A 25,399-nucleotide genomic window follows, 5' to 3' on the forward strand; every position below is an offset into this window, starting at 1 on the left:
CTTTTGCCACCGTCGCCCGCGCCTTGACGCGAACTTGACACCATCCCTTGGGGTGTCGGGACCACATGACTTCGCCGTCCGCTTCAGGCGCCCTCGTCAGCACGCCATCCACGTCCACCGCATCCCCGCCCCGCGCCGGTACGTTGCGCAACGCCCCCCTGAGTGGGACGGGATGGCCAATCATATAGCCTGATTTTCATTTCCGAAAAACAGAAATATTTTTTCGCAAGGGGCTTGACAATAATTCTGATAAACAGAAGTGATTTGCCCGTCGGGTGGATTTGTTGAATCTACTCGGCAAATTTTGGTTTTTGGCACGGGCTCGTTGCGATGGGTTTCGTGGGGGGACTCAACCTGTCCTGCGAAGTGAATCAAGGAGCGATACACCCGGTTTGGGTAGTGGGGGCCGCAGACGCGACCCACCGGAACAGGCGTTCCAGGAAGTGGTTCAATCAGAGGTGAATTGTCGGCCGATTCAAAGGCCCAAACGGCGATGACGCTCCGTAGCGAAGAGCGATATTTAAGCAATATCAATCGGTTTGCCACCTTTTAGAAGTCGAAAACGCGCGATGCACGCGGACTATTTCGGCGTTTGGCAAACCCTCGAGTCCTTGATTCCGATGCTCCCCATCATCGTACCACGTCCAGTCCCTTGGTCCTGACGACATGCAAAAGCTTGAGCGCCGCGCCTGTCGGTCGCCGCTCGCCACGCTCCCACTGGCTCACGGTATTAACCGCGACATTGAGGAAACCGGCCAGTACCGCCTGACTGACGCCTGCTTGCTCGCGAACCCTCGCGATCTCGGTCGGCGAAAGCTCCGTTACTTTCGGCAGGGCATCGCGTCCGAGCATCCGGAGTGTGGTCTTTTCCAAGTCAGTTTTGTTGATGATACCGATCTTGTGCAGGCCCTGCATCGCTCCAACGATCTCCGAGCGTAGTCGTGCCTTGCCCCTGAGTTCGGGTTTAACCTTGCTCTTCCTGGCCATAGCTAACCTCCATCACTTCATCAGCAGTAATCGCCATTTCCAACCCATCATCACCAAGCGAGAGATAACTTCGCCCGATCTGCCGCAAACAGGACAACTCATCGTCATCGAGGTTGGTCCGCTCGCTCTTGGCGAAGCCAAACAGAAACACCGCTCGGTCGCCGCGCCGATAAGCGATAATCGTGCGATATCCGCCGCTCTTGCCCTGACCCGGCCTTGCGGTTCGCTGCTTAATCAACCCGCCGCCCAGGTCAGCGTCTACAAGTCCGCGCTCGGCGTTACCGATGGCCTTGCCGAGCATTCTGTCGGTGATCCCTTCGCGGCGCTGAAAGCGCGCAAATGCTCGCAGTTTATAGACCTGCAACGGACCCTCTATCTGATAAAGTATGTATCACTCAGTGAGTTATAGCATCAAAATTCGTCGTGGTCATTACAAGACACGCCCGACCATCATGATTATAGGTATCAAACATTCCCTGCGGGACTCGGAAAGACCATTTCATCACTCGATACATCGCCGGAGATACCGGTAATCCATGTCGTGCATCGATGGTGCTCGCCAAGGTGGACGAGAATGCAGGTTGGTGGGATTCCCGTTAGATTCAGGTTTGCCAAATAGGCTAAAAACCAAAATCAATTCAACGCTATTGCGGAATGCTTGGCGCTCCCTAGCGGAATCGAACCGCTCTCTCCACCGTGAAAGGGTGGCGTCCTAACCGATAGACGAAGGGAGCGAAGGCGTCGCTGCGACCGGGCTGGTCGCAAGGCTGCCGTTTCGCTGTAGATATCGTACAAAAAGCTTCAGCAAATCAAGGCTTTAAAAGGGGCGATGGTGCCGGAGCGCAACCCGGATCGCAGCGACGCAATCGAGGCAGCGGGCGAACGTATAGTGGCGTTTGCCCGGCCGGGCAAGCCACCGGCAAAAGCGTTTTCGCGGCGGGCCGGACGGGCTTCCGGCGACCGCGAATCCCGGGATTATTCGTCTCGCGCAACGGTTCCTAAAGCCTGATCGGGTAGGGATATCGCTTCAGGAGACTTAAGATGGCCGCAGCCGCCAAGAAGCGGGAATCCCGCAAATCCGTCCACCAGCCCGGCTGGATCACGCTCGAGGGCGGCTTTGCCGCCCGGCCATGCGTGGTGCAGGATTTGTCCTCGACCGGCGCCAAGGTCACGGTCGATGACCCCAACGCGCTGCCCGGCAAACTGCGGCTGGCGTTTTCGCGCGACGCGCGGACGGGGCGGAGCTGCGAAGTGGTCTGGCGCCGCGGCAAGACCGTCGGCGTCAAATTCGTCCGCTAGCGCCGGCCGCCCGCCGGCGATAAAAGGGCGGCATGCGAAACGTCCTCCTGCTGATCGCCGTGACGGCGCTGCTGCCGGCCTCGTCGGCAACGGCCGAGCAGTTCGGGCTGCAAAAGTCCGACAGATCCATCTCCGCTGGCCGGCAACTTCAGGTGAAGGGCGCCCGCGCCGACCATTTCTGCGCGGCGTATGGTGCCGGCTTTGTCAGGGTTGACGGCACGCAGACCTGTGTGAAGATCGGCGGCGCCGTCAGCATCGGGGTCGGCGGCAGCCGCTGAAGCGATGCCCGGTCAACAGCGACGAGGCCTGATTTGCAGCTCGAAATCATCGTTCCCGTGCTGATGGGCTGCGCGCTGCTGTGGTGGGTCGGCGGCGGCATGAGCTGGACCACGCGCCTCGTGGTGACGGCGGTGACGCTGGTCGTGATCGTCATCGTCGTGCTGTTCGAGCGGTCGGGGTTTTAGCTGCTTGTCGTCATTGCGAGGAGCGAAGCGACGAAGCAATCCATACTTCCTGTGTGGCTATGGATTGCTTCGCTGCGCTCGCAATGACGGTTGTGCTACGACATCGGTACCGCGACGAACTCGGCAAATCCGGGACGGGCGGCGAACTGCGCGAACCAGCGCTCCAGAAGCGGCAGCCTCGGCCTGGTGATGCCCTCGACCCCGAACCAGCGCCGCGCATAGGCGCCGAGCGCGATGTCGGCAATGGTGAAATCGTCGCCTTCGATGAAGCGCCGCGTCGCCAGCTGCGCCTCGACGATCCGCCATTGCGCGGCCTCGGCGTCGGCGTCCTTCTGGATCGCGACCATGTCGCGCTTTTCGACGGGGGTGCGCACCAGCGCCCAGAACACCGGGCGATCGACCGGCTGCAGCGTCGACAACGTCCAGTCCAGCCAGCGGTCGACACCGGCGCGCAGCTTCGGCGCCTGCGGATAGATCGTCGATCCCTCGCCATAGGCGAGGTTGAGATAGCGCATGATCGAATTGGATTCCCACAGCACGTAATCGCCGTCCACCAGGGTCGGCACCCGGCCGTTGGGGTTCATCGCGAGATATTCCGGCTTGTCGTTCTGGCCGAACGCCATGCCGGCATCGATGCGCTGGCAGGGCAGATCGAGTTCGCGCAGGCACCACAGCACTTTTTGCACGTTGACCGAATTGGCCCGGCCCCAGATCGTCAGCTGGCCCTGATTCTTGTTTGGCACGCGTTGGCTCTCCCGTTGATCGGCTTTTGCGTTTGATAGCGGAAAACCGCGAAAAATGCGCGCGCGTCCGAAGCGGGCCATCCCGGCAAAAAAGCGCCGCTATGGATGCTATAAGGCTCCGATCATGCCCGGATACAAGCTCGCGATATTCGACCTCGACGGCACCCTGTCGGACAGCCTGCCGTGGTTTCGGCAGGTGGTGAATTCCTTTGCCGACAAGCATCGCTTCAGGCGCATCGAGGATGGCGACGTCGAGATGCTGCGCGGCAAATCATCCCGGGAGATCATCGCGCATCTCGAAGTGCCATTCTGGCGAATGCCCCTGATTGCGGCGGACATGCGCCGGCTGAAGAGCCAGAACATCGACAGCATCCCGCTTTTCACAGGCGTCGGATCGATGCTGCAGGAATTGTCGCAAGCCGGAATCATCATGGCGATGGTCAGCTCCGACTCCGAAAGCAATGTCAGGCGTGCGCTGGGCGACCATGCGGCGTTGATGGCGCAGTTTGCCTGCGGCGCCTCGATGTTCGGCAAGGCCGCCAGGTTCACGGCGGTCCTGAAGCGAACTGATATCGCCGCGGATGACGCCATCGCGATCGGCGATGAGGTCCGGGACGGCGAGGCGGCAGCGCAGGCCGGGATCGATTTCGGGGCGGTGTCGTGGGGCTATGCCAGGCCGGAGGTGCTCGGGCGGCTGTCGCCGGCGCTGGTGTTCGACAGCGTGGCGGATATTCTGGGAATTGTTGAGCCCGCCCGCGTCACGCGCCGGGGCTGACAGCTCAGGCCGAGGCCTGTTCGCCGGGCGCTTCGCGGGCCGCCATCAACTCGGCGTATCGGCTGTATTCGCCGGCCATTTCCAGCAGTCGCTCACGAACCTCTGCACTGGTCACCTGACGGGCCAGGCGCTTGGCCTGGTCGGCCTGGAATTGATAGTGCTGGGCCTGGCTCATGTGATCCCCTCGAATCTCAGTCAAGTCTGAGGCCAAAAGGTTCACCGAACGTGAACACGTGCGTGAACACTTGGACGTGAATGCCGGCATGAGGTCGGCCTCGGATGCGCCGGGAGGAAACGGCGCATCCGCTGAGATCATCATCCCCGTAGTCGTACGGGGCGTCGCGGTTGCCCGGGCCTACCAGTGGCCGGTGTTCGGCATCGACAGCCAGGGCTCGGCCGGCGGTTTGGGATCGCCCTTCTGCAGCAGCTCGATCGAGTGCAAATCGGGCGAGCGCACGAACGCCATGTTGCCGTCGCGCGGCGGCCGGTTGATGGTGATGCCCATCTTCATCAGGCGATCGCAGGTGGCGTAGATGTCGTCGACCTCATAGGCGAGGTGGCCAAAAAAGCGGTCCTCGCCGTAGGTCTCCTCGTCCCAGTTATAGGTGAGCTCGACCAGCGGCGCGCCGCGCGTGCTCGGGGTGTTCTTCAGCAGCGCCTCGTCCCCGGCAGCGCACAGGAACACCAGCGTGAACTTCGCCTTGTCATTGTCGATGCGGCGGACCTCCTTCAGCCCCAGCGCATCCTGATAAAACTTCATCGCGGCATCGAGATTGCGCACGCGCAGCATGGTGTGGAGATAACGCATGGTTTCCTGTTTCCTTGAGAGCGTTGTGAGATCCGGGCGGTGGTTCTGGCGGGTCAGGGCCATAAATAGCAGCAAAATGTTCGAATGGGCAGACATTGCGGGGAGGACTTCGGAGGCCTGACGCACTCGATCTGTTCTGCTGTCACGCTCGGATTCGCTCAGCCATGTCATCACAGGCTTTGATGCTCAGGGCCGCTTGACCTGGAGGCCTATTAGGGCTGATGAGGCGTAGGAGCCAATGAAGTATCACAAGCGAGCTCGCGCCATGCGGTGAGCGGCGAACCCCCTACAAGGAAACAAATGGCTGTTGAGAAATCCAAAGACGCCGCGCCGAAAAAGTCGGCACCGGAAGCCAAGGCTGCCGAAGTGAAGGCCGAAACCGCCGCAGTCGACAGCAAGCCGGATGCCGCACCGAAGCGGCAAGGCATGGGCGAGGGTCAGAAGCCGGTATCCAAAGCCTACAAGGATAACTGGAACGATATCTTTGGAAAAAAGAAGAAGCGATAAAGCCCGGGCATCGGCGGGTTCGCGATCACCAAGCAATCGCGTTCTACATTTCTGTCCGCTGCTTTGCGGTCTAAGCGTAAGCTAGGAAACCAATGACCGCCGCGAAGCGGCTATCAGCGCCTACTTCGCGTAGCCCTGGGAGCGCAGCCAGCCGATGCGGCGTTCGCCGTTCATCCAGTCGTCGGCGTCGGCCTTGCTGGTGAGGCCGGTGATCATGCGCGGCTCGACGCCCGGATAATCCGCCTGGATGCTCCAGTTGTCTTCGGCGATACGGACGATTTTGAAGGTTACTTTTGGTTTTGCCATGCCGCGTTATGCAGGTTTTTTTTGGAAAAGAGAACTGCCTTGCGAGGTTTCCCCAGCCTTCGCCAATGTGGCGGCAGGACGCGCCTGGGCGGCGGACGCGTGCTTTGGGGGCAGGCGCCGTGCCGCGGGCGTTCGGGGGAGGTCGCCGAACTCGGCGGAATGGTAGGTCCGGCCTTCCGGCGTCGTGATGCGGACATCGTAACAGGCGCGCACGATGAACTCGCGGGCCTTTTTCAGCGCCGATTCAGGCGTGCGGCGCCTGGCGGTATTGACGCCTCGGATATCGGTTCCGCTTACGGTGTAGGGCATTTCGGCTTCTTCTTGTTCTTCTCGATAATGGCGGCCTGCTTCTTCAGCGCCCCGGTCGTCTTGTTCATGACTCCCCAACCCGTCGGCGCTTGGCGTGTTCCATCGGCCAACCAGCTATCGGCAGCGCTTGAATTTCGTTCGCGTTTTGTTCATAGTGGCGCCACCGAGGAGACCGCCATGGACGCCGGCCAAGAGCGACAGATCATCCGCCTGTGGAATCAGCTGCGCCTGCTCGAGCGGGAAGGCCGCCCCACCGAGGCCGTCCGGCGCCAGATTGAACGGGCGCTTGCCGAACGCGAGTCTCGTGCCGCCTGACTTTCGGTAGCCAGCGCGTTCAGGCGCAAAGCCGAGCCGCTTACGTCTCGTCCTTCCGCCGTCGCTGCGACGCCGCCGAAGACTTCGGCTCCAGCTGCGCTATTCGCGCCTCGTATTCCCGGGCGAGATCCAGCAGCCTCTGTTCGGTGAAGGGGTCGGCCTGTTTGGCGAGACGACGGCAGCGTTCGGCCTGTTCTTTCAGCGTCGCCAGATCCATCACTCACCAACCGTCGGGCCTGTTGCAGTTTGATAATACCGACCGGCTGCAATGGTTTCGCCGCCAAGCCGTTGCCGTTCCGATGCGGGACAGAAAAATGCCCCGGCCGTTCACACCGGCCGGGGCATTCTCTGGCAAACCTCAGTAAGCGCAGACGTTCACGAGACGCAGGCCGCGCCGGGTCTGGATGTACTTGTAGCAATCGCCACCGATGTAGAAGGCCGAACTGCCGTAGAAGTGGCGGTGACCATGGTGCCCGTGACCATGATGCCCGCCATGGCCATGACCGTGATGGCCGCCGTGGCCGTGACCGCCATGACCATGACCACCACCACCGCCCGCCGAAGCAGGGGACATGGCGGCAGCGCCGAGGGCGATCGCGGTGATGACGGCGAATGAAATCTTGCGAAGCATTGTATTCTCCAGATGAGGTGCATTGCACCGGCTACGATGCACATGGGACGTTCCCCGGACGCCGATCGTTCACCGGATTTTCCCGAGCGGCACTTCAGACGTGCGCCAGATCACACAACGCGCCTACGGCGTCGCCCGCATCATCGAGATGCGCATCGCGCGAGAAAAAGTTTTCATCTTGTTAAGGTCTGTCAGAACGCAAAAACGTGTCCTCTGTTCGTTCTACCGTGAACAAAACGGAATCGAGTCGTGTCAAGAATTGACGGAATCGCGGGGCAATGCATGCTTGCGGGATGTTGGGATGGAAGAATTGCCGGTTCGCCCGCATGAGCAGCGGTCGCTACTGCCTGATACGGGACCTCGGCCTCGTGAAGGGCGGCAAGGGGCTGCGGCACCATGAAGTGCTGGTCGCCTTCAGCGTTCGGGCAGCGCTGCAGCGCCTGCGCCGGGTTGATTTTTCGCTCGGGCGGTTCAATCCGGATGCCAAATTCCCGGCTCGTGAAATCGTCGGCGAGTAACGCCCCGGGCGGAACTGCGCCGGGGCGTCGTGATGGGTCGACCCCTTCAAGTGAAGACGGACCGCCGCGCTACGCGGCGACGATGCCGCTACGACCAGAACGGCGGGTCTTCCAGCGTGCCGCGGATATGCGGCTCGGATCCGCTGCGGGCATTCTGCAGCGTCGTGACGAAATATTCCTCACGCTCGCGCTCGAATTTTTCCTGGGTGGCTTTGAAACTTGCCACGCGGCTGACGATTTCTTCCCGCTCGCGCGCGGCGTTGTACGGCTGTTCGATCATGCCCATCCCTTTTTGATTCTTGTCCCGCGCCCATTGGCGTCCGCGATTGGGGCGTCAATTGGGACGCCTGGTTGCGGGATTGTGATCGCCCTCGGGCAAAGTCGCGTCGGCGTTCCCAGTGGATAAGACGGGCGCCGCGCTTGTGGCTGCTCCGGCTTCCCGCTAGCCAAAAAGAAACGGGAGGCTGGCCATGGCAAAAATCGATCTGGACGCAATGAGCATCGAGGAAGTCGCCGATCTGCGCGACCTCGCCACCGACAAACTGGCGGAGAAGGTCGCGGCACGGCGCGCCGAACTCGAAGCCGAGCTGGAGAAGCTCGCGCAATACGACAAGCCGGCGCGCAAGTCGCAAGTAGCTGCTCCCGCGGCCAAGCCGAAAAAGACCCAGGAGAACGTCGCGAACGGTGCGGCCGGCGAGGGCGCCAAGAAGGCCGACGAGGCCAAGGAGCCGGTCGCCAAGGCCGCTTGATATGGCGGCTTGAAACGGTGGCCTGACAAGGCGGCCTGATCCGGTCATGCGGTCGACTTAGCAATCCGATCCGCCGTGCTATGATCAGCACGGCCAGACATTTCGGATCTCATCCCATGATCGCAACCGATCTTCGCAGCGGCGTGGAACAGCTCGGCGACATGATCGCCGAGGCGTCCACCATCGTCCCCTTCACCGGCGCCGGCATTTCAACCGAATGCGGCATTCCCGATTTCCGCTCGCCGGGCGGATTGTGGACCCGCAACCGGCCGATCCCGTTCGATGAGTTCGTGGCCAGTCCTGACGCAAGGGACGAGGCGTGGCGGCGGCGCTTTGCGATGGAGCCGACCTTCGCCGCCGCGAAACCGGGACGCGGTCATCGCGCGCTCGCAGCACTCTACAAGGCCGGCAAGATCCCCGCCATCGTCACCCAGAACATCGACAATCTGCATCAGGTCTCCGGCTTCGCCGCCGACCATGTCGTCGAGTTGCACGGCAACACCACCTACGCCCGCTGCATCGGTTGCGCCAAGGCCTACGACCTGGCCTGGGTAAAGCTGCGCTTCGAGGAGATCGGCGGTGCGCCCGACTGCCCCGTATGCGACGAGCCGGTCAAGACCGCGACCATTTCGTTCGGGCAGGCGATGCCGGAAGACGCGATGCGGCGCGCCACCGAACTCGCGCAGCATTGCGACCTGTTCATCGCGATCGGCTCGTCGCTGGTGGTGTGGCCAGCGGCCGGGTTTCCGATGCTGGCCAAAAACTGCGGCGCCCGGCTGGTGATCATCAACAACGAGCCCACCGAACAGGACGACATTGCCGATCTCGTGATCCGGCATGACATCGGGGAGACGCTCGGGCCGTTCGTCGGCAATTGATCCCAGATTGATTCGCGGCCGTGCAAGCTGTTCATAGCTCATGCCAGTTTTGTTTTTTATCTATGCGCCGCACGCGGGAGTGTTATCTTTTGATTCGCAAGATTCGCGCGGCGTCATCATGAATTCTCATCGATGGGCGCGTGTTCCGGCGACGTCGCAGCGGTACGGGGTCGTCGATGATGTGTGGGGTCCGGGGTCATGGGGTCGGACGGTTTTGAGTCCAAGAAGCTCGGCGGGCCGCCATCTGGCGGAACCGGATCGGACCGGCTTGGGCCGAGTGAATTTGCTGGCAGCGCCGGGCGCGATCCCGCGATCGATGCGCTGACGGGGCTCGGCGAGAGCGCAGCCAACCTGGTCGAAATCTCCGGCGTCATCAAATGGTTCGATGCATCAAAGGGCTACGGTTTCATCGTGCCCGACAATGGCTGGCCGGATGTGCTTCTGCACGTCACCGTGCTTAGGCGCGACGGCTATCAGACCGCCTATGAAGGCGCGCGGATCGTCTGCGAATGCGTACAGCGCCAGAAGGGCTACCAGGCCTTCCGGGTGGTCTCGATGGACGAATCCACCGCGATCCATCCGGCGCAGATGCTGCCGCCGCGGACTCATGTCAGCGTTACCCCGACCAGCGGGTTGGAGCGGGCGCAGGTCAAATGGTTCAACCGGCTGCGCGGCTTCGGCTTCCTGACCTGCGGCGAGGGAACGCCCGACATCTTCGTGCACATGGAAACCCTGCGCCGTTTCGGCATGACCGAGCTGCGCCCCGGCCAGTACGTGCTGGTACGGTTCGGGCCCGGCTCGAAGGGGATGATGGCGGCCGAGATCCAGCCGGAAGCCGGCGCGCCCGGGCTGTCGTCGCACTGATCCTGCGAGGCGCCACCTCACGGAAGCGTTAGCCGGGCTTTCGAAAATGCCCGTTCGCGCCTTGCCGAAGGTCTGGTATTTGCCGGGATCATTGGGCTAGCATTGCCGAAATCCTCCACGGCCAGTGAGCGTTGTTGATGAGTCTTGCTTCATGTGTCGATCGGCGCCGCGCCCGCGGCTGGTTCTGGATGCCGGTGATCGCGCTGCTGGCGCTCTGCACATCGGGCGGCTTCGGCGCGCAGGCCGCGAGCATCCAGACGCTCGAAATCGTCACCAGGAACGGTGTGCATGTCTTCTCGGTCGAGATGGCGACCACCGAGGAGGAGAGGCAAACCGGGCTGATGCACCGCAAGGAATTGCCGGACGGCAAGGGGATGCTGTTCGACTTCTCGCCGGAACAGCAGATATCGATGTGGATGAAGAACACTTTCATCCCGCTCGACATGATCTTCATCCGCGCCGACGGCCGTATCCTGCGCATCGCCGAGAATACCGAGCCGCAATCGCTCAAGATCATCTCGTCGGGCGGGCTGGCCAAGGGGGTGCTGGAAGTGATCGCCGGCACCGCGCAAAAATACGGCATCGTCCCCGGCGACCGGGTCGCCCATCCGCTTTTCAAGCCCCGGTGAGGGGCCGAAGCCAGCCTTGCTGGCCGCGCCTGAAGCGTGTAACGACAGGGCTTCCCAGACAAACGGGGTATAGCGCAGCCTGGTAGCGCGGCAGTTTTGGGTACTGCAGGTCGTTGGTTCGAATCCAGCTGCCCCGACCAATTAACCAAACATTTTCAGGCAATTACTCGTCGATCGCGTTTTTGGACCTGCATTTTTTGGCTCCCCTTTTTTGCAGAACCTGCAGTACTACTTAAGCGCGCTTTAAATGTGCTTTTTCGGCGCTGATCAATCTGAACTGGTCCGCAGCAGTCGTCCACCCGAGTTAATCCCTGCTGCCACTGGATATCCACGTATGGAAAGAAACCCAGCTTCATGGGTGTCACATAACAGGGCTTTGGAAAGGCGCCTTCCTTTACAAGTTCGTCGAACGTGGTCCGGCTGATCGGAATGTGTTGAAGCAAGTCCGCTATCGAAATCATAGGACGCAAAGCGATCTCTGGGCGATCCTTTCTCATTCGTCCCAACATACCTCCGTATGTTCGTCTGATGGACGATCTGCCTTGGAGTGATATCGAGGCGCAGTGTCCTCAATTCACGTGACTTGCTCGCATCCTCGATAGGCCATCGTTGCGGTATTGGTGTGCGAAACGAGGTCCTCGGAGGTCGGAGCCCTTCAAGTCTGGAGTTCAGGGGAATTTATTTGAGCCGATCCGGCAGTCACGTGGCAGGAAAGCGGCTGGGATTGATTGCCGGGCTGATTGGGGGATGAAGACGCGGTGGACGCTGATCAACGCGTCCAGCCAGTCACTTCAAGCAGGCAGCAGCCGAAGAAAAAGGCTCGGTTTCGGAGGTGCATTGTTCGTCCGGGTTCCAATTCTGCCTTGCCCCCATCCTCCGGTTGCGGTTGGATGCCGACTCAATGCGGCTGAAACTGCTGCGCGGTTACTGGAAGCGTCCGAATGAGCCAACAATCTGACGACGACGCTATCGTGGAGTCGGGCAACGAAACCGCGATTTTACGTCAGCGTCCTCCGGTAAAGTCAGCTGATAATATTGCGGCCGCGGAAAATGAAATTGTCGAGAACATCAAGGACGTTCGCTACATCGTCCGCGAATATCCGGCTGAAGTCGTTGTTCGCAAATATTTGGTTGGCAAAGATCAGGACCAGAACGAGATTTACGTTCCGGATTATCAGCGGGACCTGATCTGGCCGGCCAAGAACCAATCACGCTTCATCGAGTCCGTTCTGATTGGAATTCCTATCCCGTTCCTCTTCGTCGCAGACATCAGCGAAAAGGAAGACCCAGACGGCGCGGGGCGCCTGGAAATCGTTGACGGCGTTCAGCGGATCCGCACGCTTGTAGAGTTCATGTCCGGACAGCTTGTGTTGAGCGATCTCGAACGTTTGAAAACATTAAATGGTTTTACGTTTTTTGATTTGCATCCGTCGCGACAGCGAAGATTTAGGAGAGCAACGCTGCGTTTGATCGAGCTGACCGAAATGGTCACTGAAGATGTTCGGCGTGACATGTTCGATCGTATCAATTCGGGTTCCGTGGGACTTGAGGCCGTCGAGGTCAGGCGTGGGGTCGAGGGCGGTCTCTTTGTCGATCTCACAACAGAGTTGGCCAAAAATCCGACGTTGCACAAGTTGGCACCCATTTCGGAGACGATGAAAAAGCGATTTGAGTACGAGGAACTTATCACTCGATTTTTTGCGTTCTCGGATCGTTACGAGCAGTTCGGGACTGGACCCGAAGGCAAAGTCGTTAAAGATTTCCTCCTCAAGTACGTTCGCGATCTCAACACTGAATTGAAGAACGATCAATCCGGTGCGATCGCGAACAAGATGCGGAAGGAATGGAACGATATGCTTGCGTTCGTGGAAAGCAAATTTCCGAATGGTTTCGTTAAAACTGGGCGAGGAAGAAAGGTTCCTCGCGTGCGGTTTGAAGCTATTTCGGTCGGCACAAATCTAGCGCTTCGATCAGGAAACAACATTAACGAAGCAGCCATTCCGATTTGGCTTGAGGACGAGCAATTCCAAAAATGGACGACAAGCGACTCTTCCAACAACCGCGCCAACCTTATCGGACGAATTGACTATGTGATGAAAAAGTTGATAGGCGCATGACTGGTCCGTTAGCGGTAGCCTTCAACGAGCGAAAACGGCAGGCTCGACATTATTTGTCCGTCGTCATCACCGCGGAAAGGATGGCGAGCCTCTCAGCTGCTTCGAAATCGCAGGGACGACGATTGCTCACTCTCCGCGCAGGGACGTTCCTGTTGCTTTACAACATCATCGAGGCGACTACGCGGAACTCAATAGAGGCAATTCACGACAAAATAACAACAGAGCAAACTCCGTTCGACAAGCTGTCTCAGGTTTTGCGACAAGAAACTATCCGACGATACAAGCGAAATGCCGACGATAGCACGGATCACGATTGGCAAGATTTCCCCGCGTCGTTTGTTGCGGTCGCCCTCAATGAGGAAATCAAGCTATCGGGCAATGTCGATGCCCGTTTGATCCGTTCACTCGGAAATGCATATGGCTTTTCATGTCACACAAATCCAACGAGCACTTGGAAGGGCAGTGATCTCGTTACGATCAAGGATATCAGGAACGACCTCGCACACGGCCTGAAGACCTATGAGGATGTGGGCAAGGAGTATCCAGCGAAGGAGCTGCTGGCGATCACACGTCGTTCGCTATCCTTTATGCGAGAGATAACCGTGAATATTGACGATTTTCTAGACAACAAACATTATCTGCGCTGACGGACGTGATCCACGATCGCCTTACCGATTGCTTGGGCCAAGGCAGGGGGCACCGCGTTACCAATCAGCCGGCCAATTGCGCGAAAATTCACGCGTAATCCGTCCTCAGCAAATTTGAAAGATTTGGGAAACGATTGCAGCAAAGACCCTTCACGCAGCGTGATCGCTCTATCTTGATCGGGATGACCAAACCGTCCGTTGCCAAATCCGTAGAACTGGGTCGTGATCGTCGGAGCTGGTTTGTCCCATGACATCCGACCGTAGACTGATGGATATGTCCGGCCCTTTTCGCTGGTATGGCACGCAGCCCGCATGTGCTTTGGCCATTCCTTCCACGTTCCGGCAGGTCTCGCGATGCGGATGCGAGCCAGGTTTCGGGCAGTGAGCGCACGGGCAGCATGCAAGGGATCGTTTTCGTTCTTCTTGCCTGCGGAAATCCCTCGTAATCCGCTGATCGCGGATCGAACGGTCGGGGCTGTCGATTTTTTTGCCTTAGGGAGATCAATTTTTCCGAAACGCGATCCGAGCAAAACCAATCTCCGTCGATTTTGCGGTACGCCGTACTGAGCGGCATCCAGGATGCCCCAAGTCACATGATAACCTGCGGCCTCTAGACGCGAGACAAATGTGGTCCAGAGTGGAAGGTGAGCCAGCCTTGGCACGTTTTCCAAGGTGACTATCTCTGGCTTTACGCCTTCTGCTATGCGCAGGAACTCAAGGAGGAGCTGCCATCTTGGATCGATGGCTCGACGTCGGGTCGTGTAGCCGGAGAACGGCTGACATGGAGCGCAGCCGGCCAATACCCTGACTTTGGAGGAGAATAACTCTGCGACGGCCTCATTCGACAAAGACCCGACGTCTAACTGCAGGAAGGGCGCGCCAATATTTTTCTCAAAGGGAAATTGGCATGCCGGATCAAGGTCGATCCCGGCAGCGATGGTGATCCCGCTTTTCTTCAATCCCCATGACAGGCCGGCCGCCCCGCAAAACAGATCCACGGCCTCAATATCGTTCTTCAAGTTCGTCAATCCCTGAGAGACTCGCCCACGCAACTGTATACCGCAATCTCGCCTTAGATCGAAATGCGCGTGAATCCGGCAGCGGGTCTCGGAGCATCCGGCCAACATCCGTCCTCCCCATGACGGCCCGTCCGCGTTGTGCAAGCTTAGTCGAGGAGTCTTAGTGCGACATCCTTCCAGATCGCTTGTTAGCTGACGTCCGCGAAACGGCATTGATGGATCGGCTGGGATTGTCTCACACGGGCTCGCGAACCGTTGAGCACTACGTCCCGAAGCTGATCCGGCATCGGATCACCAGGCTAGGATCAGGAGTCGCGCGAGCTTGCGCAGCCTCTCGGGCCGACTTGTCCATTTGTTTGGGTTTGGGTATTCGCCAGTTCGCGGGTTTTCCCTTTCAGAACAAAATGGAAACATCGTGAGCCCTTATTCGCGACGGCATCCTTCAACCCGTAAGTGCGTCTGATCTTCCCATCGCGCCCTGCGGTATGGCGCCACGCGCGGATTGGCCACGGCCTGCCCAAAAACCCAACATTGCCTGCAAACCGTAAAGCCTTGACTCGCGGGCATGCGGCCTTTCCACTTGGTGTCGGACAGGGCCGCAATGATGCGACTGAGGGGATGACGATGAGCAGGTTTTCGACCGGGGTATTGACGGCGGTGGTTGCCGCCATGATGGCTGTCGCGCCCGCGCTGGCGGACAAGAAGGGCAACGCCATCCGTTTTGCCTACGATCAGGTCGTGGAAAACGTCGATCCGTTCATGAACAATGTGCGCATCGGGGTCATCATCGGCCAGCAGGTGTGGGACACGCTGATCTACCGCGACCCCAAGACCGCCGAATACAAGGGGCAGCTCGCGACCGCGTGGAAATGGATCGACGACAAGACCCTCGAACTGGACCTGCGCAAGGGCGTCAAGTTCCACAACGGCGCCGAATTCACCGCCGATGATGTGGTCTACACGCTGAATTTCGTGGTGAGTCCGGAAAGCAAGGTCGTCACCCGCCAGAACGTGGCCTGGATCGACCGCGCCGAGAAGATCGATGCCTACAAGGTGCGCATCATCTGCAAGGAGCCGTTTCCGGCGGCGATCGAATATCTTGCCGGACCTGTCGTGATCCATCCGCATGAATATTACGCCAAGGTCGGCCCGCATGGGATGAATGAAAAGCCTGTTGGTTCCGGCCCGTACCGCATCACCGAGCATTCGGTCGGCAAGTACGTGCGCATGGAGCGCAATCCGGACTACTTCAAGGATTCGCCGAAGCCGCAGCCGAAGATCGAGAAGGTCGAAATCCGCTTCATTCCGGACCGACAGACCCAGGTCGCCGAAATGATGGCCGGCGGCGCCGACATGATCATGAATGTCGCGCTCGATCAGGCGACCCAGATGAAGGCGGTTCCGACCCTTCAAGTCGTCTCCGGCGAGACGATGCGGATCGTGTTCCTGCACCTCGACAGCCGCGAAGCGACCACCGCGCCGCAACTGCGCGATCTCAAGGTACGCCAGGCCATCATGCATGCGATCGATCGCGAAAGCATGGTCAAGCAGATCGTCGGCCAGGGTGCGCGCGTGCTGCACACAGTTTGTTTCCCGCCGCAGTTCGGGTGCAGCGACGAGGGCGCACCCCGCTATGCCTACGATCCGGCGAAGGCCAAGCAGTTGCTCGCCGAGGCCGGCTTCAAGGATGGATTCGACATCGATCTCTACGCCTACCGGGAGCGCAACCAGACCGAGGCGATGATCGGCTATCTGCGCGCCGTCGGCATCAGGGCTAACCTGCGTTTCATGCAATACGCGGCGATGCGCGAGGCCAATCGCGCCGGCAAGGCGGCGATGCTGCACCAGACCTGGGGTTCGTTCTCGGTCAACGACGTGTCCGCGTCGACGCCGGTCTACTACAAGTTCGGCCCGGACGATATTTCGCGGGATCCGGAAGTGCGCGATTTCCTGCAACGCGGGGACTCCCAGGTCGATCCGGCGGTACGCAAGGAGGCCTATCGCAAGGCGCTTGCCCTGATCGCGGAACGGGCTTATTCGCTGCCGCTCTATTCGCTGACGACCTATTACGTTGCCAACAAGGACCTCGTCTTCATCGCCTATCCGGACGAGATCCCGCGCTTCTGGGAAATGTCGTACAAGTGAGGGGCAGCGTGCGCCACCTCGCACACTCGGCCATCGGATGCTGATCTACGCCCTGAAGCGTCTTGGACTAGCCGTTCTGGTCGCGGTGGTCGTCTCCGCGCTCGCCTTCCTGCTGCTGCGCGCGTCCGGCGACGTCGCCATCGCGCTCGCAGGCGAAGGCGCGCGCAGCGAGGACATCGAGAACATCAGACGCATTTACGGGCTCGATCGTCCGCTCGTCGTGCAATATCTCGACTGGGCCGCGAAGATGGCGCGCGGCGATTTCGGCACGTCGCTGTTCTTCAAGACGGACGTCCATGCGCTCGTGCTCGACAAGCTGCCGACCACGGCGCTGCTGGCGCTGTTCTCGCTGATTTTCGCGCTTGCCGTGTCGCTGCCGCTCGGGATCTTGGCGGCGCTGTATCCCAACAGCTGGATCGATCGCCTCTGTCTTGCGCTGGCGGTGATCGGACAGGCCCTGCCGAGCTTCTTTTTCGCCCTGATCCTGATGATCGTGTTTGCGGTGATGCTCCGGTGGCTTCCGGTATCGGGCAGCGACAGCTGGGCTCATTTCGTGCTGCCGACTGTCGTGCTCGGCTATTACATCGCGCCCGCCATCATGCGGCTGGTGCGCGCCGGCATGATCGAGGTGCTGGCCTCCGATTATGTCCGCACCGCACGCGCCAAGGGGTTGTCTTCGAGCTCCGTCGTGCTCAAGCACGCGCTGCGCAATGCGCTGGTTCCCGTGGTGGCGCTCGCGGCGGTGCAACTCGGTTTCCTGCTCGGCGGCTCGGTCGTGATCGAGACCGTGTTCGCGCTCGATGGCCTCGGCTATCTCGCTTATCAGTCGATCACCCATAAGGATCTTCCCGTCACGCAGGCCATCGTGACGCTGCTCTCCCTCATCTATGTTGGCCTCACGCTTGCCGCCGACCTGGCCAATGCCTGGCTCGATCCGCGCATCCGCGTCGGGAGCGGAACATGACCGATGTCGCGGCAATTCCCGTCCTGGACCTGACGGCGGCGTCATCGGGCGCATTGTTGCGCCGCCGGATCCTGGCGCATCGCGGCCTGCTCATCGGCACCGGCCTGCTGACGTTCATCGTCATGGTGGCGCTGTTCGCCCCGCTGATCGCCCCCCATGATCCCTACGCGCAGGACCTGTCCCGCCGCATGATTCCGCCTGTTTGGTACGAGAAGGGCAATTGGGCCCATCTGTTCGGTACCGACAATCTCGGCCGAGACTACCTCTCGCGCGTGCTCTATGGCTCCCAGATATCGCTTCTGATCGGCGCGGCCGTGATGGTGATCTCCGGCCTGATCGGCACCGCGCTCGGCCTCGCCGCCGGGTTCTTCGGCGGTCGCGTCGACATGATCGTGACCTTCATCATCACCGTGCGGCTGGCGCTTCCGCTCATTCTGGTCGCGCTCGCGGTGGTCGCCACGGTCGGCGGCTCGCTCTGGGTCGTCATCCTGGTACTGGGCCTGCTCAAATGGGACCGCTTCGCCGTGGTGATGCGGGCCGCGACGCAGCAGGTGCGGGTGCTCGACTATGTGGCGGCGGCGGAGGCCGCCGGCGCGTCGACGCTGCGCGTCATTGTTGGCGAAGTGCTGCCGAATGTGCTGCCCCAGCTGGTGGTCGTGGCGACCGTCGAAGCCGCCAGCGCGATCCTGCTCGAAGCCACGCTCTCCTTCCTCGGTCTCGGCGTCCAGCCGCCGCTGCCGTCCTGGGGACTGATGATCGCCGAGGCGAAGACGTACATGTTCTTCTCGTTCTGGCTGATCGCCATTCCCGGCACCGTGCTCGCTATTCTGGTCTTTGCCGTGAATATGGTCGGCGACGGCATTCGCGACGTCTCGGCGCCGGGGGGGAGGGGTTAAGTGGCTGTTCTGCTCGAGGTCGAAGGTCTGACGGTCGACATCGCGACGGCGCGGGGGACGCTGCATGCGGTACGCGATGTGTCGTTCTCGCTGCAGAGCGGCGAGACGCTGTGCCTGGTCGGCGAATCCGGCTGCGGCAAGTCGATGACGGCGCTCGCCTTGATGGGCCTGTTGCCGCGCGCGGCACAGCGAAGCGCGCGCCGCATGCGCTTCGAGGGCAATGACCTCGCCGCACTTCCGGAGCGCCGGCTCGCCGAACTACGCGGGGCGCGCATGGCGATGGTGTTCCAGGAGCCGATGACGGCGCTCAACCCGGCCTACACGATCGGCGATCAGCTCACCGAGGTGCATCGCCGCCACAAGGACTCGACGATGGCGGTGGCGCGTGAGCGCGCGGTCGCGCTGCTCGAGATGGTCGGGATCACCAATGCCGCGGCGCGGCTCGGACAATATCCACACCAGCTTTCCGGTGGCCTGCGCCAGCGCATCATGATCGCCATGTCGCTGATGTGTGGGCCGTCGCTGCTGATTGCCGACGAACCGACCACCGCGCTCGACGTGACAATTCAAGCGCAAATCCTGCGGCTGCTGGTCGAGCTGCAGCGGGATCTCGGCATCGCCATCGTGCTGATCACCCATGATCTCGGCGTCGTCGCGCGGGTCGCGCATCGGGTGGCCGTGATGTATGCCGGCGAGATCGTCGAGTCGGCCAGTGCCGCCGATCTGTTCGCGGCGCCGCGTCATCCCTATACGCGCGGGCTGATGGCTTCCATTCCGGTGCCGGGCGCCACCCGGCCGGGCGACAGGCTCGGCGTCATCAGAGGCATCGTGCCCTCCCTGATCGGAGACGTGGGAGGCTGTGCGTTCCGCGACCGCTGCGATTTCGCACAGCCGGTATGTGCCCGGACCGTTCCGGTGCGCTCCGATGGCGGACATGACTGGCGCTGTATCCTCGGCGAAGCGGTGGCCGCATGAGCGCGTTGCTCGAAGCCTCCGGTGTGTCGCGCGATTTTTCGGTCGGGCGCGGGCTGTTCGCCGCCAGCCAGACGCTGCGCGCCGTCGTCGATGTCAATCTTGCGGTCGGGAAGGGCGAAGTGCTCGGTCTCGTGGGTGAGTCCGGCTCCGGCAAGTCCACGCTCGCCAAAATGCTGCTCGGAATCCTCAAGCCCAGTGCGGGCGTGATCCGGTTCGGCGGCACCGACGTGGCCTCGATCGGACGCCGCGCGCTGGCCCGCCGCATCCAGCCGGTGTTCCAGGACCCCTATTCGTCGCTCAACCCGCGCCGAACGGTCGCCTCGATCGTCGCACTGCCGCTCGCCGTGCAGGGCGTCGGTACGGCCAGGGAACGCCGGGAGCGGGCCCTTGCGATGCTGGATCGCGTCGGTCTGGCGCTACGCCACGCCGACGTCTATCCGAATGAGCTTTCCGGCGGTCAGCGCCAGCGCGTGGCGATTGCCCGTGCGCTGGTGGTCGAACCCGAAATCGTGCTGCTCGACGAGCCGACCTCCGCGCTCGATGTCTCGGTGCAGTCGCAAATCCTCAATCTGCTGCTCGACCTGCGCCGCGATTTCGGCCTGACCTACATCTTCATCAGCCATAATCTCGCTGTCATCGAGCATGTCGCGACCAGCGTCGCCGTGATGTATCTCGGGCGCATCGTCGAGACCGCAAGCCGTGAAGATCTGTTCCGCGCCCCGCGCCACCCTTACACGCGCGCGCTGCTTGCTTCGGTGCTGACGCCGGAGCCCGGGCTCGGCGTTCCCGATGTCGGTTTGGGCCTGAGCTTTCCCGATCCGCTGGCGCCACCGCCGGGGTGCGTCTTCCATCCGCGTTGTCCGGATGCCGGCCCACGTTGTCGAATCGAGCCGCCGCGCCTGATCCGTGACGGGCAGGGGCTTGTCGCATGCCATTTGCACCATGGCGGCACCCGGCTGGCTGCCTGAAGCCGCGCTGCCTGCAGGCTCCGACAAGGCAGGCATGCCGCGCCGCGGCCGCTCGGATTTGAAGCAGTTGGAGCCAAGCGTTCAGCGGCCGGCGCGCGCATTGCTTGTCGCGTGCCGCCGGCTGAGGCAGCCGGCAGCGCGCAACCTGCGGGGATCAAGCCGCCTTCTGTCTCGATTTCGCGACGTGGGTGGCGATCGCGTCCATCAGCGCCGGAGACAGGCAATCATAGGGCTCGAGCCCGAGTTCCGTCAGGCGAGATCGGATCCCCGCCATCTCCGATGGTGCGACGCCGGACTCGATAACCGACGACACGAACGCCGCGAACCCCGGTGCTGCCGAGCCGGCTTCCTGGAACAGTTCGGGGTGGATGAAGTCGAGACCATAGAAGGGATGCCCCTTGTTCTCAACTCAAGGTCGGAGGCGATGCATTGTTCGTCAGCGACCAGTATTTTGTCGGCGACGAATCCAATCAGGCGGCGAGGCTCGCCTCGTATACTGTTTTCAATACGCATGCGTCGTATCAGATCAACAAGACGTTCAACAACTCGTCGAGGTAACCGATGACCGGAATGAAGTCCGGGATGAGGTCGATCGGCGACAGCGCATAGGCGGCGACGGCAATGGCGAGAGCCTTTGCGTACCATGGCACGCGCGGATCGCGGGAGGCCAGATAGATCGCGTGACCGTCTCGCTTGAGGCTGCGCGCCCAGGTTTTTATGCGGGAGAGCATCTGGACTTTTTACAGTACCCGGCGGCCATTCGCCAAAGCACCCGGCAAAAAGATGCTCCCGAGCGAGGCTCAGGAGCATCCCGAAGTCTGGCGGTTGCGTCCGGGGAAGTGGACGTCCGCAAATTAAAGTTAAGCAAATGCCGGGGCGGCGTCGTTGCGATGGATCAAATTCGCCGGGAATGCTGCTTCGCGTCCAGCGGTCCCACTGCGGTCAAGGCCACGACTCACCAGAATTGCCACCAACTTCTTGAAGCCGCACTCTTTGTCACGAGGTATTCGACGATTTCCGCCTTGACCGCATCCTTTTCATTGGGGTGGCCAGCCATGAAATTCAGAATCCATGCGCGCCTGACCGTCTCCGAGCCGCTGGGGATTTTGCGCAGGACCTTCGCGTCCGACGCATGGCAGCCGCCGCAACCGGCTGCAAAGGCCTCCTCGGGGGTGACAGCGCCGGCGGGGAGGCTACCCGACGCCATCATGACCGCCCATACGATCAGGCTTCGCGTCCGCAAGGTCACATCGCCATTTCCGGTTCGGCCGGCCGCTCTCGCTTCGGCTCCGGTATCTCCGTCATCGTCGCTTCGGTGAGCAGCAGCACGCTGGCGACCGAAACGGCATTTTCCAGCGCGGTACGAACCACCTTCGCGGGATCGATGATGCCGGCCTCGACCAGGTCGACATATTCCTTGCGTGCGGCGTCGAAGCCGAAATTGCCCTGACCGCCCAGCATCCGGGCGACCACGACGCCGCCGTCCACGGCGGAATTCTCGGCGATCTGGCGGGCAGGGGCCTCCAGCGCCCGTTTCAAAATCTGGACGCCGGTCCGCTCGTCGCCTTCGCAGGCGGTTTCTTCCCGGGCCACCGCTTCGATGCATTTGAGCAATGCAAGACCGCCGCCCGGCACGATTCCCTCGGCCACCGCCGCCTTGGTGGAACTGATGGCGTCGTCGAGCGCCTCCTTCTTGGCCTTCATCTCCGCCTCGGCCGGGGCACCGACCCGGATTACCGCGACGCCGCCGGCCAGTTTTGCGAGCCGCTCTTCGAGCTTCTCGCGGTCGTAGTCACTGGTGGTCTTCTCGATCTCGCGCCGGATCTGCGCAATGCGGCCATCGATCCGGACACGATCGCCGCCGCTGCCGATCAGCGTGGTATTTTCCTTGTCCGCGACCACCCGCGCGGCGCGCCCGAGCTGTTGCAAGGTGACGTTCTCGAGCTTGAGACCGATTTCCTCCGAGATCACCTGCGCGCCGGTCAGGATTGCGATGTCTTCCAGCATCGCCTTGCGCCGGTCCCCGAAACCGGGCGCCTTGACCGCGCAGCCCTTGAGAACGCCGCGGAGCCTGTTGACGATCAGCGTCGCCAGCGCTTCCCCCTCGATGTCCTCGGCCACGATCAGCAAGGGACGGCCGGACTTGGCGACCTGCTCCAGCACCGGGATCAGGTCGCGCAGCGCCCCGATCTTGTGATCGCACAGCAGTACGAATGGGTCTTCCAGCACGGACTCCATGCGTTCGGCGTCGGTGACGAAGTAGGGCGAGATGAAGCCGCGATCGAATTTCAAGCCTTCGACCACGTCGAGCGTGGTTTCCGTGGTCTTGGATTCCTCGACCGAAATCACGCCGTCGCCGCCGACTTTCTCGATCGCGTCGGCAACGAGACCGCCGATGGACGGATCGTTGTGGGCCGATAAGGTTGCGACCTGCGCCTTTTCTGCTTTGGTTTTCACCGGGCGAGACATGGCGCGCAGCGCCTCGATCGCCACCCGCGCGGCCCGGTCCAGTCCGCGCTTGAGATCGATGGCGCTGGCGCCCGCCGTGACGTTGCGTACGCCGTCGGCAAGGATCGCATGGGCGAGGATGGTCGAGGTGCTGGTGCCGTCGCCGACGACGTCTCCGGTTCGTTCCGCCGCCTGACGGAGCACCTGGGCGCCGAGATTCTCTTCGGGATCCCTGAGATCGATTTCCTTGGCGATGGTTACGCCATCATTGCAGACGATCGGCGGACCCCAGCTCTTTTGGATCAGAACCGATTTCGATTTCGGGCCCAGTGTGACGCGCACTGCGTCGGCGAGCAGCGTGGCCCCCCGCAAGACCTTTTCGCGGGCGGCGGAGTGAAACAGGATTTGCTTATGGGCCATTCGCTGCTTCTCCGTGCAATACACGTGGCTACCATGCGGTGCGGCCTCGCCGATCCGGATCGTGACGCGGCGAGGCCGGCAGCCTGGTTACTTTGCGGTGACCGGAATCGTCTTCTGGTTATTCTGCGCATCCGGGGACTTCGGCATCGTCACCGTCAGGACGCCGCCCTTGTAGCTCGCTTCGATCTTGCCGGCGTCGACGCTACCGGGTACCTGCAGCGAGCGGCGGAACGAGCCGTAGCGGCGCTCGGAGACGTAGCGGTCCTTGGTCTTCTCTTCCTTCTGCTCCTGCTTCTCGCCCTTGATCGTCAGCGTGCCGTTGGCGAGCTGGATGTCGATGTCCTTGACGTCGAGGCCCGGCAGTTCGGCTGTCAGCTCGAATGCCTTTTCCTTCTCGACGATGTCGATCGCCGGCGAGACGTTGAAGCCGAGATCGCGCCGCCAGAACGCTTCCATGTCGGGAAGCGGACGGAAGAGTGGCGCCTGCAGGAAGCCGGTCTGGAAGTCATGAAACAGCCGGTCGACCTGATTGCGCAGAACTTCAAAGGGTTGCCAGTCCGCGGCCTTGGCCGCCGGCGCAGAGGTTTCTTCGGTCTTGATGGGTAATTTTGTTCCAGCTTCCGCCATGATGGATACTCCTCAAGAGGTTGCTTGACGTAGGAACCAATATTCCTGCGGGAGCGTAGGTCTTTGATCTTCATCAAACGAACTGGCGACGTGGCGGCGTGAGATAAATCGACGTTGGCGGCGAGGCGGCGCTATAGTGTGCTACGGAGAGGCCACTCGCTGAGGGTGACGGCCGATGCCGGTCCGGGCCGTTACAGGAACCGCGATCAACGCGATGGCGTTGTCGATGACGATAGCCGGGTGAGGGTCAATGGAGCGGCTTCCAGGAGGTCAGTTCCCGTATGCGGCGTTGTTCTGGCCGGCGCTCGTCGCCGCATCAGCCAGCGAGACCGCGTCGTTCATGACGGCGCAGTTTCTGGAAATGATGGGCGACGGCGGTCGTACGCCGCAGCCGGAGGGGGTGACGGCAAGCGAGATTGCGCTCGACCTGCAGGCCGTGCGGCTCCGCGACTTCTCCCTGGTCAAGTGCGGTGTCCCCACCATCCTGTGTTCGCCGTTCGCGCTGCATGGAGCCGTCCTTGCCGATCTTGCCTCCGGGCACAGTCTCGTTGCCGCCCTCCGGGATGCCGGAATTGAACGGCTTTTCATGGCTGATTGGCGGTCGGCCAGCCCCGACATGCGATTTCTCGGAATTGACGATTACCTTGCCGCGCTCAATGTCCTTGTCGATCATCTCGGCGGAGCGGTGGACCTCGTCGGGCTTTGCCAGGGCGGCTGGTTGTCGCTGATCTATGCGGCCCGGTTCCCGACCAAGGTACGCAAGCTGGTGATGGTCGGCACGCCGGTCGATATCGCGGCGCGGCAATCGAAATTGTCGGCGATGGCGGAAGCGACGCCTCTGGCAGTCTTCAAGAATCTCGTGAGTCTCGGCGATGGCCGCGTTATCGGCCGCAATCTGGCGAGGGTCTGGCGAGGCGGCGTCATTGAATCCGATGATATCAGGGAATCGCTGCAGACGCCGCAGGCGGCCGGTTCGCCGGAATTCGCGCGGCTGGAGGCGATCTTCCGGAACTGGAATGCCTGGACGATTGACATGCCCGGAACCTATTACCTCGAAGTCATCGAGAAACTCTACAAGCGCAACGAGCTTGCCACCGGAGGCTTCGTCGCGCTGGGACAAAGGATTGACCTCTCGCGCCTGCGACTGCCGATATACCTTCTCGCCGGAAACGCCGACGAAGTGGTTACGGCAGAACAGCTGTTCGCGGTGGCACGGCTGGTGCGAACGCCGCCGGAACACCTTCGCGAGGAGGTCGCTCCCTCCAACCATCTCGGCCTGTTCATGGGAAAACGGACCCTTGAGGAACATTGGCCGAGGATCGCAGCCTGGCTGAACGAGCCGCTGTCTCGTTCCACCGGGGACAACCTTGCCGCCACTGGTTGACGTGAGG

34 protein-coding genes, 2 tRNA genes and 2 pseudogenes are annotated in these 25,399 nt (G+C 61.3%); 20 read left to right on the top strand and 18 right to left on the bottom strand.

What is annotated here, in order from left to right; genetic code table 11:
* Nucleotides 1-630: 630 nt before the first annotated feature.
* The 3 genes from Q7U29_RS13645 to Q7U29_RS13655 form a co-directional block, all read right to left on the bottom strand.
* Nucleotides 631-987: a DNA-binding transcriptional regulator gene (locus tag Q7U29_RS13645; RefSeq protein ID WP_304742236.1), complete on the bottom strand. Its 357-nt coding sequence runs from the start codon at nt 985-987 to the stop codon at nt 631-633.
* Nucleotides 965-1,351: a type II toxin-antitoxin system RelE/ParE family toxin gene (locus tag Q7U29_RS13650; protein ID WP_304742239.1), complete on the bottom strand. Its 387-nt coding sequence runs from the start codon at nt 1,349-1,351 to the stop codon at nt 965-967. Before Q7U29_RS13650 ends, Q7U29_RS13645 begins: the two co-directional genes overlap by 23 nt.
* A gap of 295 nt (nt 1,352-1,646) precedes the next feature.
* Nucleotides 1,647-1,721, bottom strand: a tRNA-Glu gene (locus tag Q7U29_RS13655).
* A 307-nt stretch (nt 1,722-2,028) separates the two neighbouring features.
* Between Q7U29_RS13655 and Q7U29_RS13660 the strand changes: the two genes are divergently transcribed.
* Genes Q7U29_RS13660 through Q7U29_RS13670 form a run of 3 tightly spaced genes read left to right on the top strand, consistent with a single transcriptional unit; the run spans nt 2,029 to nt 2,750 of the window.
* On the top strand, nt 2,029-2,286 hold the full coding sequence (locus Q7U29_RS13660; protein WP_304742241.1) for a PilZ domain-containing protein: 258 nt from the start codon (nt 2,029-2,031) through the stop codon (nt 2,284-2,286).
* A gap of 32 nt (nt 2,287-2,318) precedes the next feature.
* Nucleotides 2,319-2,564: a porin gene (locus Q7U29_RS13665; protein WP_304742243.1), complete on the top strand. Its 246-nt coding sequence runs from the start codon at nt 2,319-2,321 to the stop codon at nt 2,562-2,564.
* 33 nt (nt 2,565-2,597) lie between these two features.
* Entirely contained in the window at nt 2,598-2,750 is a 153-nt protein-coding gene (locus Q7U29_RS13670) for a hypothetical protein (RefSeq protein ID WP_304742346.1), read from the top strand.
* A gap of 95 nt (nt 2,751-2,845) precedes the next feature.
* On the opposite strand, the gene Q7U29_RS13675 is transcribed toward Q7U29_RS13670, so the two are convergent.
* Nucleotides 2,846-3,493 carry a glutathione S-transferase family protein gene (locus tag Q7U29_RS13675; RefSeq protein ID WP_304742246.1) on the bottom strand — a complete coding sequence of 216 codons (648 nt, stop codon included), beginning with the start codon at nt 3,491-3,493 and terminating at the stop codon, nt 2,846-2,848.
* A gap of 124 nt (nt 3,494-3,617) precedes the next feature.
* Between Q7U29_RS13675 and Q7U29_RS13680 the strand changes: the two genes are divergently transcribed.
* Nucleotides 3,618-4,268: an HAD hydrolase-like protein gene (locus Q7U29_RS13680; RefSeq protein WP_304742248.1), complete on the top strand. Its 651-nt coding sequence runs from the start codon at nt 3,618-3,620 to the stop codon at nt 4,266-4,268.
* 4 nt (nt 4,269-4,272) lie between these two features.
* Here Q7U29_RS13680 and Q7U29_RS13685 read toward each other — a convergent pair whose 3' ends face one another.
* Both Q7U29_RS13685 and Q7U29_RS13690 read right to left on the bottom strand, forming a co-directional pair.
* Entirely contained in the window at nt 4,273-4,443 is a 171-nt protein-coding gene (locus Q7U29_RS13685; RefSeq protein WP_304742250.1) for a hypothetical protein, read from the bottom strand.
* A gap of 180 nt (nt 4,444-4,623) precedes the next feature.
* Nucleotides 4,624-5,076 (bottom strand): VOC family protein, encoded by a 453-nt coding sequence (locus Q7U29_RS13690; RefSeq protein WP_304742253.1) that lies wholly within the window; start codon nt 5,074-5,076, stop codon nt 4,624-4,626.
* A gap of 300 nt (nt 5,077-5,376) precedes the next feature.
* Between Q7U29_RS13690 and Q7U29_RS13695 the strand changes: the two genes are divergently transcribed.
* The gene (locus Q7U29_RS13695) at nt 5,377-5,583 is read left to right on the top strand and encodes a hypothetical protein (RefSeq protein WP_304742256.1); all 207 of its coding nucleotides are present in this window, start codon (nt 5,377-5,379) and stop codon (nt 5,581-5,583) included.
* Nucleotides 5,584-5,703: 120 nt separating this feature from the next.
* On the opposite strand, the gene Q7U29_RS13700 is transcribed toward Q7U29_RS13695, so the two are convergent.
* Both Q7U29_RS13700 and Q7U29_RS13705 read right to left on the bottom strand, forming a co-directional pair.
* A complete protein-coding gene (locus Q7U29_RS13700) occupies nt 5,704-5,889 on the bottom strand; it encodes a hypothetical protein (protein ID WP_304742258.1) in 186 nt (61 codons plus the stop codon).
* Between the two features lie 6 nt (nt 5,890-5,895).
* Entirely contained in the window at nt 5,896-6,198 is a 303-nt protein-coding gene (locus Q7U29_RS13705; protein WP_304742260.1) for a hypothetical protein, read from the bottom strand.
* A 177-nt stretch (nt 6,199-6,375) separates the two neighbouring features.
* Here Q7U29_RS13705 and Q7U29_RS13710 point away from each other — a divergent pair, with 177 nt between their 5' ends.
* Entirely contained in the window at nt 6,376-6,513 is a 138-nt protein-coding gene (locus Q7U29_RS13710; protein WP_304742263.1) for a hypothetical protein, read from the top strand.
* Between the two features lie 40 nt (nt 6,514-6,553).
* Here the strand turns inward: Q7U29_RS13710 and Q7U29_RS13715 are convergent, their stop codons facing one another.
* Both Q7U29_RS13715 and Q7U29_RS13720 read right to left on the bottom strand, forming a co-directional pair.
* A complete protein-coding gene (locus Q7U29_RS13715; protein WP_304742264.1) occupies nt 6,554-6,730 on the bottom strand; it encodes a hypothetical protein in 177 nt (58 codons plus the stop codon).
* A gap of 141 nt (nt 6,731-6,871) precedes the next feature.
* On the bottom strand, nt 6,872-7,144 hold the full coding sequence (locus tag Q7U29_RS13720) for a sulfur globule protein precursor (protein WP_304742267.1): 273 nt from the start codon (nt 7,142-7,144) through the stop codon (nt 6,872-6,874).
* A gap of 326 nt (nt 7,145-7,470) precedes the next feature.
* Here Q7U29_RS13720 and Q7U29_RS13725 point away from each other — a divergent pair, with 326 nt between their 5' ends.
* Nucleotides 7,471-7,662, top strand: coding sequence for a hypothetical protein (locus tag Q7U29_RS13725; protein WP_304742269.1), 192 nt, complete (start codon nt 7,471-7,473; stop codon nt 7,660-7,662).
* A gap of 88 nt (nt 7,663-7,750) precedes the next feature.
* Here Q7U29_RS13725 and Q7U29_RS13730 read toward each other — a convergent pair whose 3' ends face one another.
* Complete coding sequence (locus Q7U29_RS13730; protein ID WP_304742272.1) at nt 7,751-7,942, bottom strand: hypothetical protein; 192 nt, start codon at nt 7,940-7,942, stop codon at nt 7,751-7,753.
* Nucleotides 7,943-8,132: 190 nt separating this feature from the next.
* Between Q7U29_RS13730 and Q7U29_RS13735 the strand changes: the two genes are divergently transcribed.
* The 5 genes from Q7U29_RS13735 to Q7U29_RS13755 all read left to right on the top strand — a co-directional run bounded on the left by Q7U29_RS13735 (nt 8,133) and on the right by Q7U29_RS13755 (nt 10,922).
* The gene (locus Q7U29_RS13735; RefSeq protein ID WP_304742275.1) at nt 8,133-8,411 is read left to right on the top strand and encodes a hypothetical protein; all 279 of its coding nucleotides are present in this window, start codon (nt 8,133-8,135) and stop codon (nt 8,409-8,411) included.
* A gap of 116 nt (nt 8,412-8,527) precedes the next feature.
* Nucleotides 8,528-9,289 carry a Sir2 family NAD-dependent protein deacetylase gene (locus Q7U29_RS13740; protein WP_304742278.1) on the top strand — a complete coding sequence of 254 codons (762 nt, stop codon included), beginning with the start codon at nt 8,528-8,530 and terminating at the stop codon, nt 9,287-9,289.
* 198 nt (nt 9,290-9,487) lie between these two features.
* Complete coding sequence (locus Q7U29_RS13745; protein WP_304742281.1) at nt 9,488-10,153, top strand: cold-shock protein; 666 nt, start codon at nt 9,488-9,490, stop codon at nt 10,151-10,153.
* Between the two features lie 188 nt (nt 10,154-10,341).
* Complete coding sequence (locus Q7U29_RS13750) at nt 10,342-10,782, top strand: DUF192 domain-containing protein (protein ID WP_304742345.1); 441 nt, start codon at nt 10,342-10,344, stop codon at nt 10,780-10,782.
* Nucleotides 10,783-10,845: 63 nt separating this feature from the next.
* Nucleotides 10,846-10,922: transfer RNA gene (locus tag Q7U29_RS13755), tRNA-Pro, on the top strand.
* 15 nt (nt 10,923-10,937) lie between these two features.
* On the opposite strand, the gene Q7U29_RS13760 is transcribed toward Q7U29_RS13755, so the two are convergent.
* Nucleotides 10,938-11,279, bottom strand: a complete 342-nt coding sequence (locus tag Q7U29_RS13760; protein ID WP_304742283.1) for an AlpA family transcriptional regulator — start codon at nt 11,277-11,279, stop codon at nt 10,938-10,940.
* A 444-nt stretch (nt 11,280-11,723) separates the two neighbouring features.
* Here Q7U29_RS13760 and Q7U29_RS13765 point away from each other — a divergent pair, with 444 nt between their 5' ends.
* Together Q7U29_RS13765 and Q7U29_RS13770 are read left to right on the top strand one after the other, a co-directional pair.
* Complete coding sequence (locus Q7U29_RS13765; protein WP_304742286.1) at nt 11,724-12,899, top strand: DUF262 domain-containing protein; 1,176 nt, start codon at nt 11,724-11,726, stop codon at nt 12,897-12,899.
* A complete protein-coding gene (locus Q7U29_RS13770; RefSeq protein WP_304742288.1) occupies nt 12,896-13,546 on the top strand; it encodes an MAE_28990/MAE_18760 family HEPN-like nuclease in 651 nt (216 codons plus the stop codon). Before Q7U29_RS13765 ends, Q7U29_RS13770 begins: the two co-directional genes overlap by 4 nt.
* On the opposite strand, the gene Q7U29_RS13775 is transcribed toward Q7U29_RS13770, so the two are convergent.
* Nucleotides 13,534-14,565, bottom strand: coding sequence for a DNA cytosine methyltransferase (locus Q7U29_RS13775; RefSeq protein ID WP_304742290.1), 1,032 nt, complete (start codon nt 14,563-14,565; stop codon nt 13,534-13,536). The genes Q7U29_RS13770 and Q7U29_RS13775 overlap by 13 nt on opposite strands.
* A gap of 624 nt (nt 14,566-15,189) precedes the next feature.
* On the opposite strand from Q7U29_RS13775, the gene Q7U29_RS13780 reads away from it, so the two are divergent.
* From Q7U29_RS13780 to Q7U29_RS13800, 5 genes are read left to right on the top strand one after another with little or no spacing between them, the layout of a single operon-like run.
* Nucleotides 15,190-16,710: an ABC transporter substrate-binding protein gene (locus tag Q7U29_RS13780; RefSeq protein WP_304742292.1), complete on the top strand. Its 1,521-nt coding sequence runs from the start codon at nt 15,190-15,192 to the stop codon at nt 16,708-16,710.
* 37 nt (nt 16,711-16,747) lie between these two features.
* Nucleotides 16,748-17,674, top strand: coding sequence for an ABC transporter permease (locus Q7U29_RS13785; protein ID WP_304742294.1), 927 nt, complete (start codon nt 16,748-16,750; stop codon nt 17,672-17,674).
* A complete protein-coding gene (locus Q7U29_RS13790; protein WP_304742296.1) occupies nt 17,671-18,570 on the top strand; it encodes an ABC transporter permease in 900 nt (299 codons plus the stop codon). The genes Q7U29_RS13785 and Q7U29_RS13790 overlap by 4 nt, the downstream gene beginning before the upstream one ends.
* Nucleotides 18,571-19,545 carry an ABC transporter ATP-binding protein gene (locus tag Q7U29_RS13795; RefSeq protein WP_304742298.1) on the top strand — a complete coding sequence of 325 codons (975 nt, stop codon included), beginning with the start codon at nt 18,571-18,573 and terminating at the stop codon, nt 19,543-19,545. It begins immediately after the preceding gene.
* The gene (locus Q7U29_RS13800; protein WP_304742299.1) at nt 19,542-20,513 is read left to right on the top strand and encodes an oligopeptide/dipeptide ABC transporter ATP-binding protein; all 972 of its coding nucleotides are present in this window, start codon (nt 19,542-19,544) and stop codon (nt 20,511-20,513) included. The genes Q7U29_RS13795 and Q7U29_RS13800 overlap by 4 nt, the downstream gene beginning before the upstream one ends.
* A 154-nt stretch (nt 20,514-20,667) precedes the next feature.
* Here the strand turns inward: Q7U29_RS13800 and Q7U29_RS13805 are convergent.
* From Q7U29_RS13805 to Q7U29_RS13825, 5 genes and pseudogenes are all read right to left on the bottom strand, one after another.
* A pseudogene (locus Q7U29_RS13805) lies at nt 20,668-20,922 on the bottom strand (glutathione-dependent formaldehyde-activating protein); the annotation flags it as partial.
* Nucleotides 20,923-21,040: 118 nt separating this feature from the next.
* A pseudogene (locus tag Q7U29_RS13810) lies at nt 21,041-21,244 on the bottom strand (YkvA family protein); the annotation flags it as partial.
* Nucleotides 21,245-21,468: 224 nt separating this feature from the next.
* Entirely contained in the window at nt 21,469-21,762 is a 294-nt protein-coding gene (locus tag Q7U29_RS13815) for a hypothetical protein (protein WP_304742301.1), read from the bottom strand.
* On the bottom strand, nt 21,759-23,381 hold the full coding sequence (gene groL / locus Q7U29_RS13820) for a chaperonin GroEL (RefSeq protein WP_304742303.1): 1,623 nt from the start codon (nt 23,379-23,381) through the stop codon (nt 21,759-21,761). The genes Q7U29_RS13815 and groL overlap by 4 nt, the downstream gene beginning before the upstream one ends.
* Nucleotides 23,382-23,468: 87 nt before the next feature.
* Nucleotides 23,469-24,008: an Hsp20/alpha crystallin family protein gene (locus tag Q7U29_RS13825; protein ID WP_304742305.1), complete on the bottom strand. Its 540-nt coding sequence runs from the start codon at nt 24,006-24,008 to the stop codon at nt 23,469-23,471.
* Between the two features lie 250 nt (nt 24,009-24,258).
* Between Q7U29_RS13825 and Q7U29_RS13830 the strand changes: the two genes are divergently transcribed.
* Complete coding sequence (locus tag Q7U29_RS13830; protein ID WP_304742307.1) at nt 24,259-25,392, top strand: alpha/beta fold hydrolase; 1,134 nt, start codon at nt 24,259-24,261, stop codon at nt 25,390-25,392.
* The last annotated feature ends 7 nt before the right edge of the window (nt 25,393-25,399 follow it).

The sequence above is a fragment of the Bradyrhizobium sp. genome, from assembly GCF_030654605.1.
GTDB lineage: Bacteria > Pseudomonadota > Alphaproteobacteria > Rhizobiales > Xanthobacteraceae > Bradyrhizobium.

Excerpts from the sequence above, each read along its gene's own strand:
- Q7U29_RS13645 (WP_304742236.1), bottom strand. The coding sequence starts at position 987 with ATGGCCAGGAAGAGCAAGGTTAAACCCGAACTCAGGGGCAAGGCACGA.
- Q7U29_RS13660 (WP_304742241.1), top strand. The coding sequence starts at position 2,029 with ATGGCCGCAGCCGCCAAGAAGCGGGAATCCCGCAAATCCGTCCACCAG.
- Q7U29_RS13665 (WP_304742243.1), top strand. The coding sequence starts at position 2,319 with ATGCGAAACGTCCTCCTGCTGATCGCCGTGACGGCGCTGCTGCCGGCC.
- Q7U29_RS13680 (WP_304742248.1), top strand. The coding sequence starts at position 3,618 with ATGCCCGGATACAAGCTCGCGATATTCGACCTCGACGGCACCCTGTCG.
- Q7U29_RS13685 (WP_304742250.1), bottom strand. The coding sequence starts at position 4,443 with ATGAGCCAGGCCCAGCACTATCAATTCCAGGCCGACCAGGCCAAGCGC.
- Q7U29_RS13690 (WP_304742253.1), bottom strand. The coding sequence starts at position 5,076 with ATGCGTTATCTCCACACCATGCTGCGCGTGCGCAATCTCGATGCCGCG.
- Q7U29_RS13695 (WP_304742256.1), top strand. The coding sequence starts at position 5,377 with ATGGCTGTTGAGAAATCCAAAGACGCCGCGCCGAAAAAGTCGGCACCG.
- Q7U29_RS13700 (WP_304742258.1), bottom strand. The coding sequence starts at position 5,889 with ATGGCAAAACCAAAAGTAACCTTCAAAATCGTCCGTATCGCCGAAGAC.
- Q7U29_RS13705 (WP_304742260.1), bottom strand. The coding sequence starts at position 6,198 with ATGCCCTACACCGTAAGCGGAACCGATATCCGAGGCGTCAATACCGCC.
- Q7U29_RS13710 (WP_304742263.1), top strand. The coding sequence starts at position 6,376 with ATGGACGCCGGCCAAGAGCGACAGATCATCCGCCTGTGGAATCAGCTG.
- Q7U29_RS13715 (WP_304742264.1), bottom strand. The coding sequence starts at position 6,730 with ATGGATCTGGCGACGCTGAAAGAACAGGCCGAACGCTGCCGTCGTCTC.
- Q7U29_RS13720 (WP_304742267.1), bottom strand. The coding sequence starts at position 7,144 with ATGCTTCGCAAGATTTCATTCGCCGTCATCACCGCGATCGCCCTCGGC.
- Q7U29_RS13725 (WP_304742269.1), top strand. The coding sequence starts at position 7,471 with ATGAGCAGCGGTCGCTACTGCCTGATACGGGACCTCGGCCTCGTGAAG.
- Q7U29_RS13730 (WP_304742272.1), bottom strand. The coding sequence starts at position 7,942 with ATGATCGAACAGCCGTACAACGCCGCGCGCGAGCGGGAAGAAATCGTC.
- Q7U29_RS13735 (WP_304742275.1), top strand. The coding sequence starts at position 8,133 with ATGGCAAAAATCGATCTGGACGCAATGAGCATCGAGGAAGTCGCCGAT.
- Q7U29_RS13740 (WP_304742278.1), top strand. The coding sequence starts at position 8,528 with ATGATCGCAACCGATCTTCGCAGCGGCGTGGAACAGCTCGGCGACATG.
- Q7U29_RS13745 (WP_304742281.1), top strand. The coding sequence starts at position 9,488 with ATGGGGTCGGACGGTTTTGAGTCCAAGAAGCTCGGCGGGCCGCCATCT.
- Q7U29_RS13750 (WP_304742345.1), top strand. The coding sequence starts at position 10,342 with ATGCCGGTGATCGCGCTGCTGGCGCTCTGCACATCGGGCGGCTTCGGC.
- Q7U29_RS13760 (WP_304742283.1), bottom strand. The coding sequence starts at position 11,279 with ATGAGAAAGGATCGCCCAGAGATCGCTTTGCGTCCTATGATTTCGATA.
- Q7U29_RS13765 (WP_304742286.1), top strand. The coding sequence starts at position 11,724 with ATGAGCCAACAATCTGACGACGACGCTATCGTGGAGTCGGGCAACGAA.
- Q7U29_RS13770 (WP_304742288.1), top strand. The coding sequence starts at position 12,896 with ATGACTGGTCCGTTAGCGGTAGCCTTCAACGAGCGAAAACGGCAGGCT.
- Q7U29_RS13780 (WP_304742292.1), top strand. The coding sequence starts at position 15,190 with ATGAGCAGGTTTTCGACCGGGGTATTGACGGCGGTGGTTGCCGCCATG.
- Q7U29_RS13785 (WP_304742294.1), top strand. The coding sequence starts at position 16,748 with ATGCTGATCTACGCCCTGAAGCGTCTTGGACTAGCCGTTCTGGTCGCG.
- Q7U29_RS13790 (WP_304742296.1), top strand. The coding sequence starts at position 17,671 with ATGACCGATGTCGCGGCAATTCCCGTCCTGGACCTGACGGCGGCGTCA.
- Q7U29_RS13800 (WP_304742299.1), top strand. The coding sequence starts at position 19,542 with ATGAGCGCGTTGCTCGAAGCCTCCGGTGTGTCGCGCGATTTTTCGGTC.
- groL (WP_304742303.1), bottom strand. The coding sequence starts at position 23,381 with ATGGCCCATAAGCAAATCCTGTTTCACTCCGCCGCCCGCGAAAAGGTC.
- Q7U29_RS13825 (WP_304742305.1), bottom strand. The coding sequence starts at position 24,008 with ATGGCGGAAGCTGGAACAAAATTACCCATCAAGACCGAAGAAACCTCT.
- Q7U29_RS13830 (WP_304742307.1), top strand. The coding sequence starts at position 24,259 with ATGGAGCGGCTTCCAGGAGGTCAGTTCCCGTATGCGGCGTTGTTCTGG.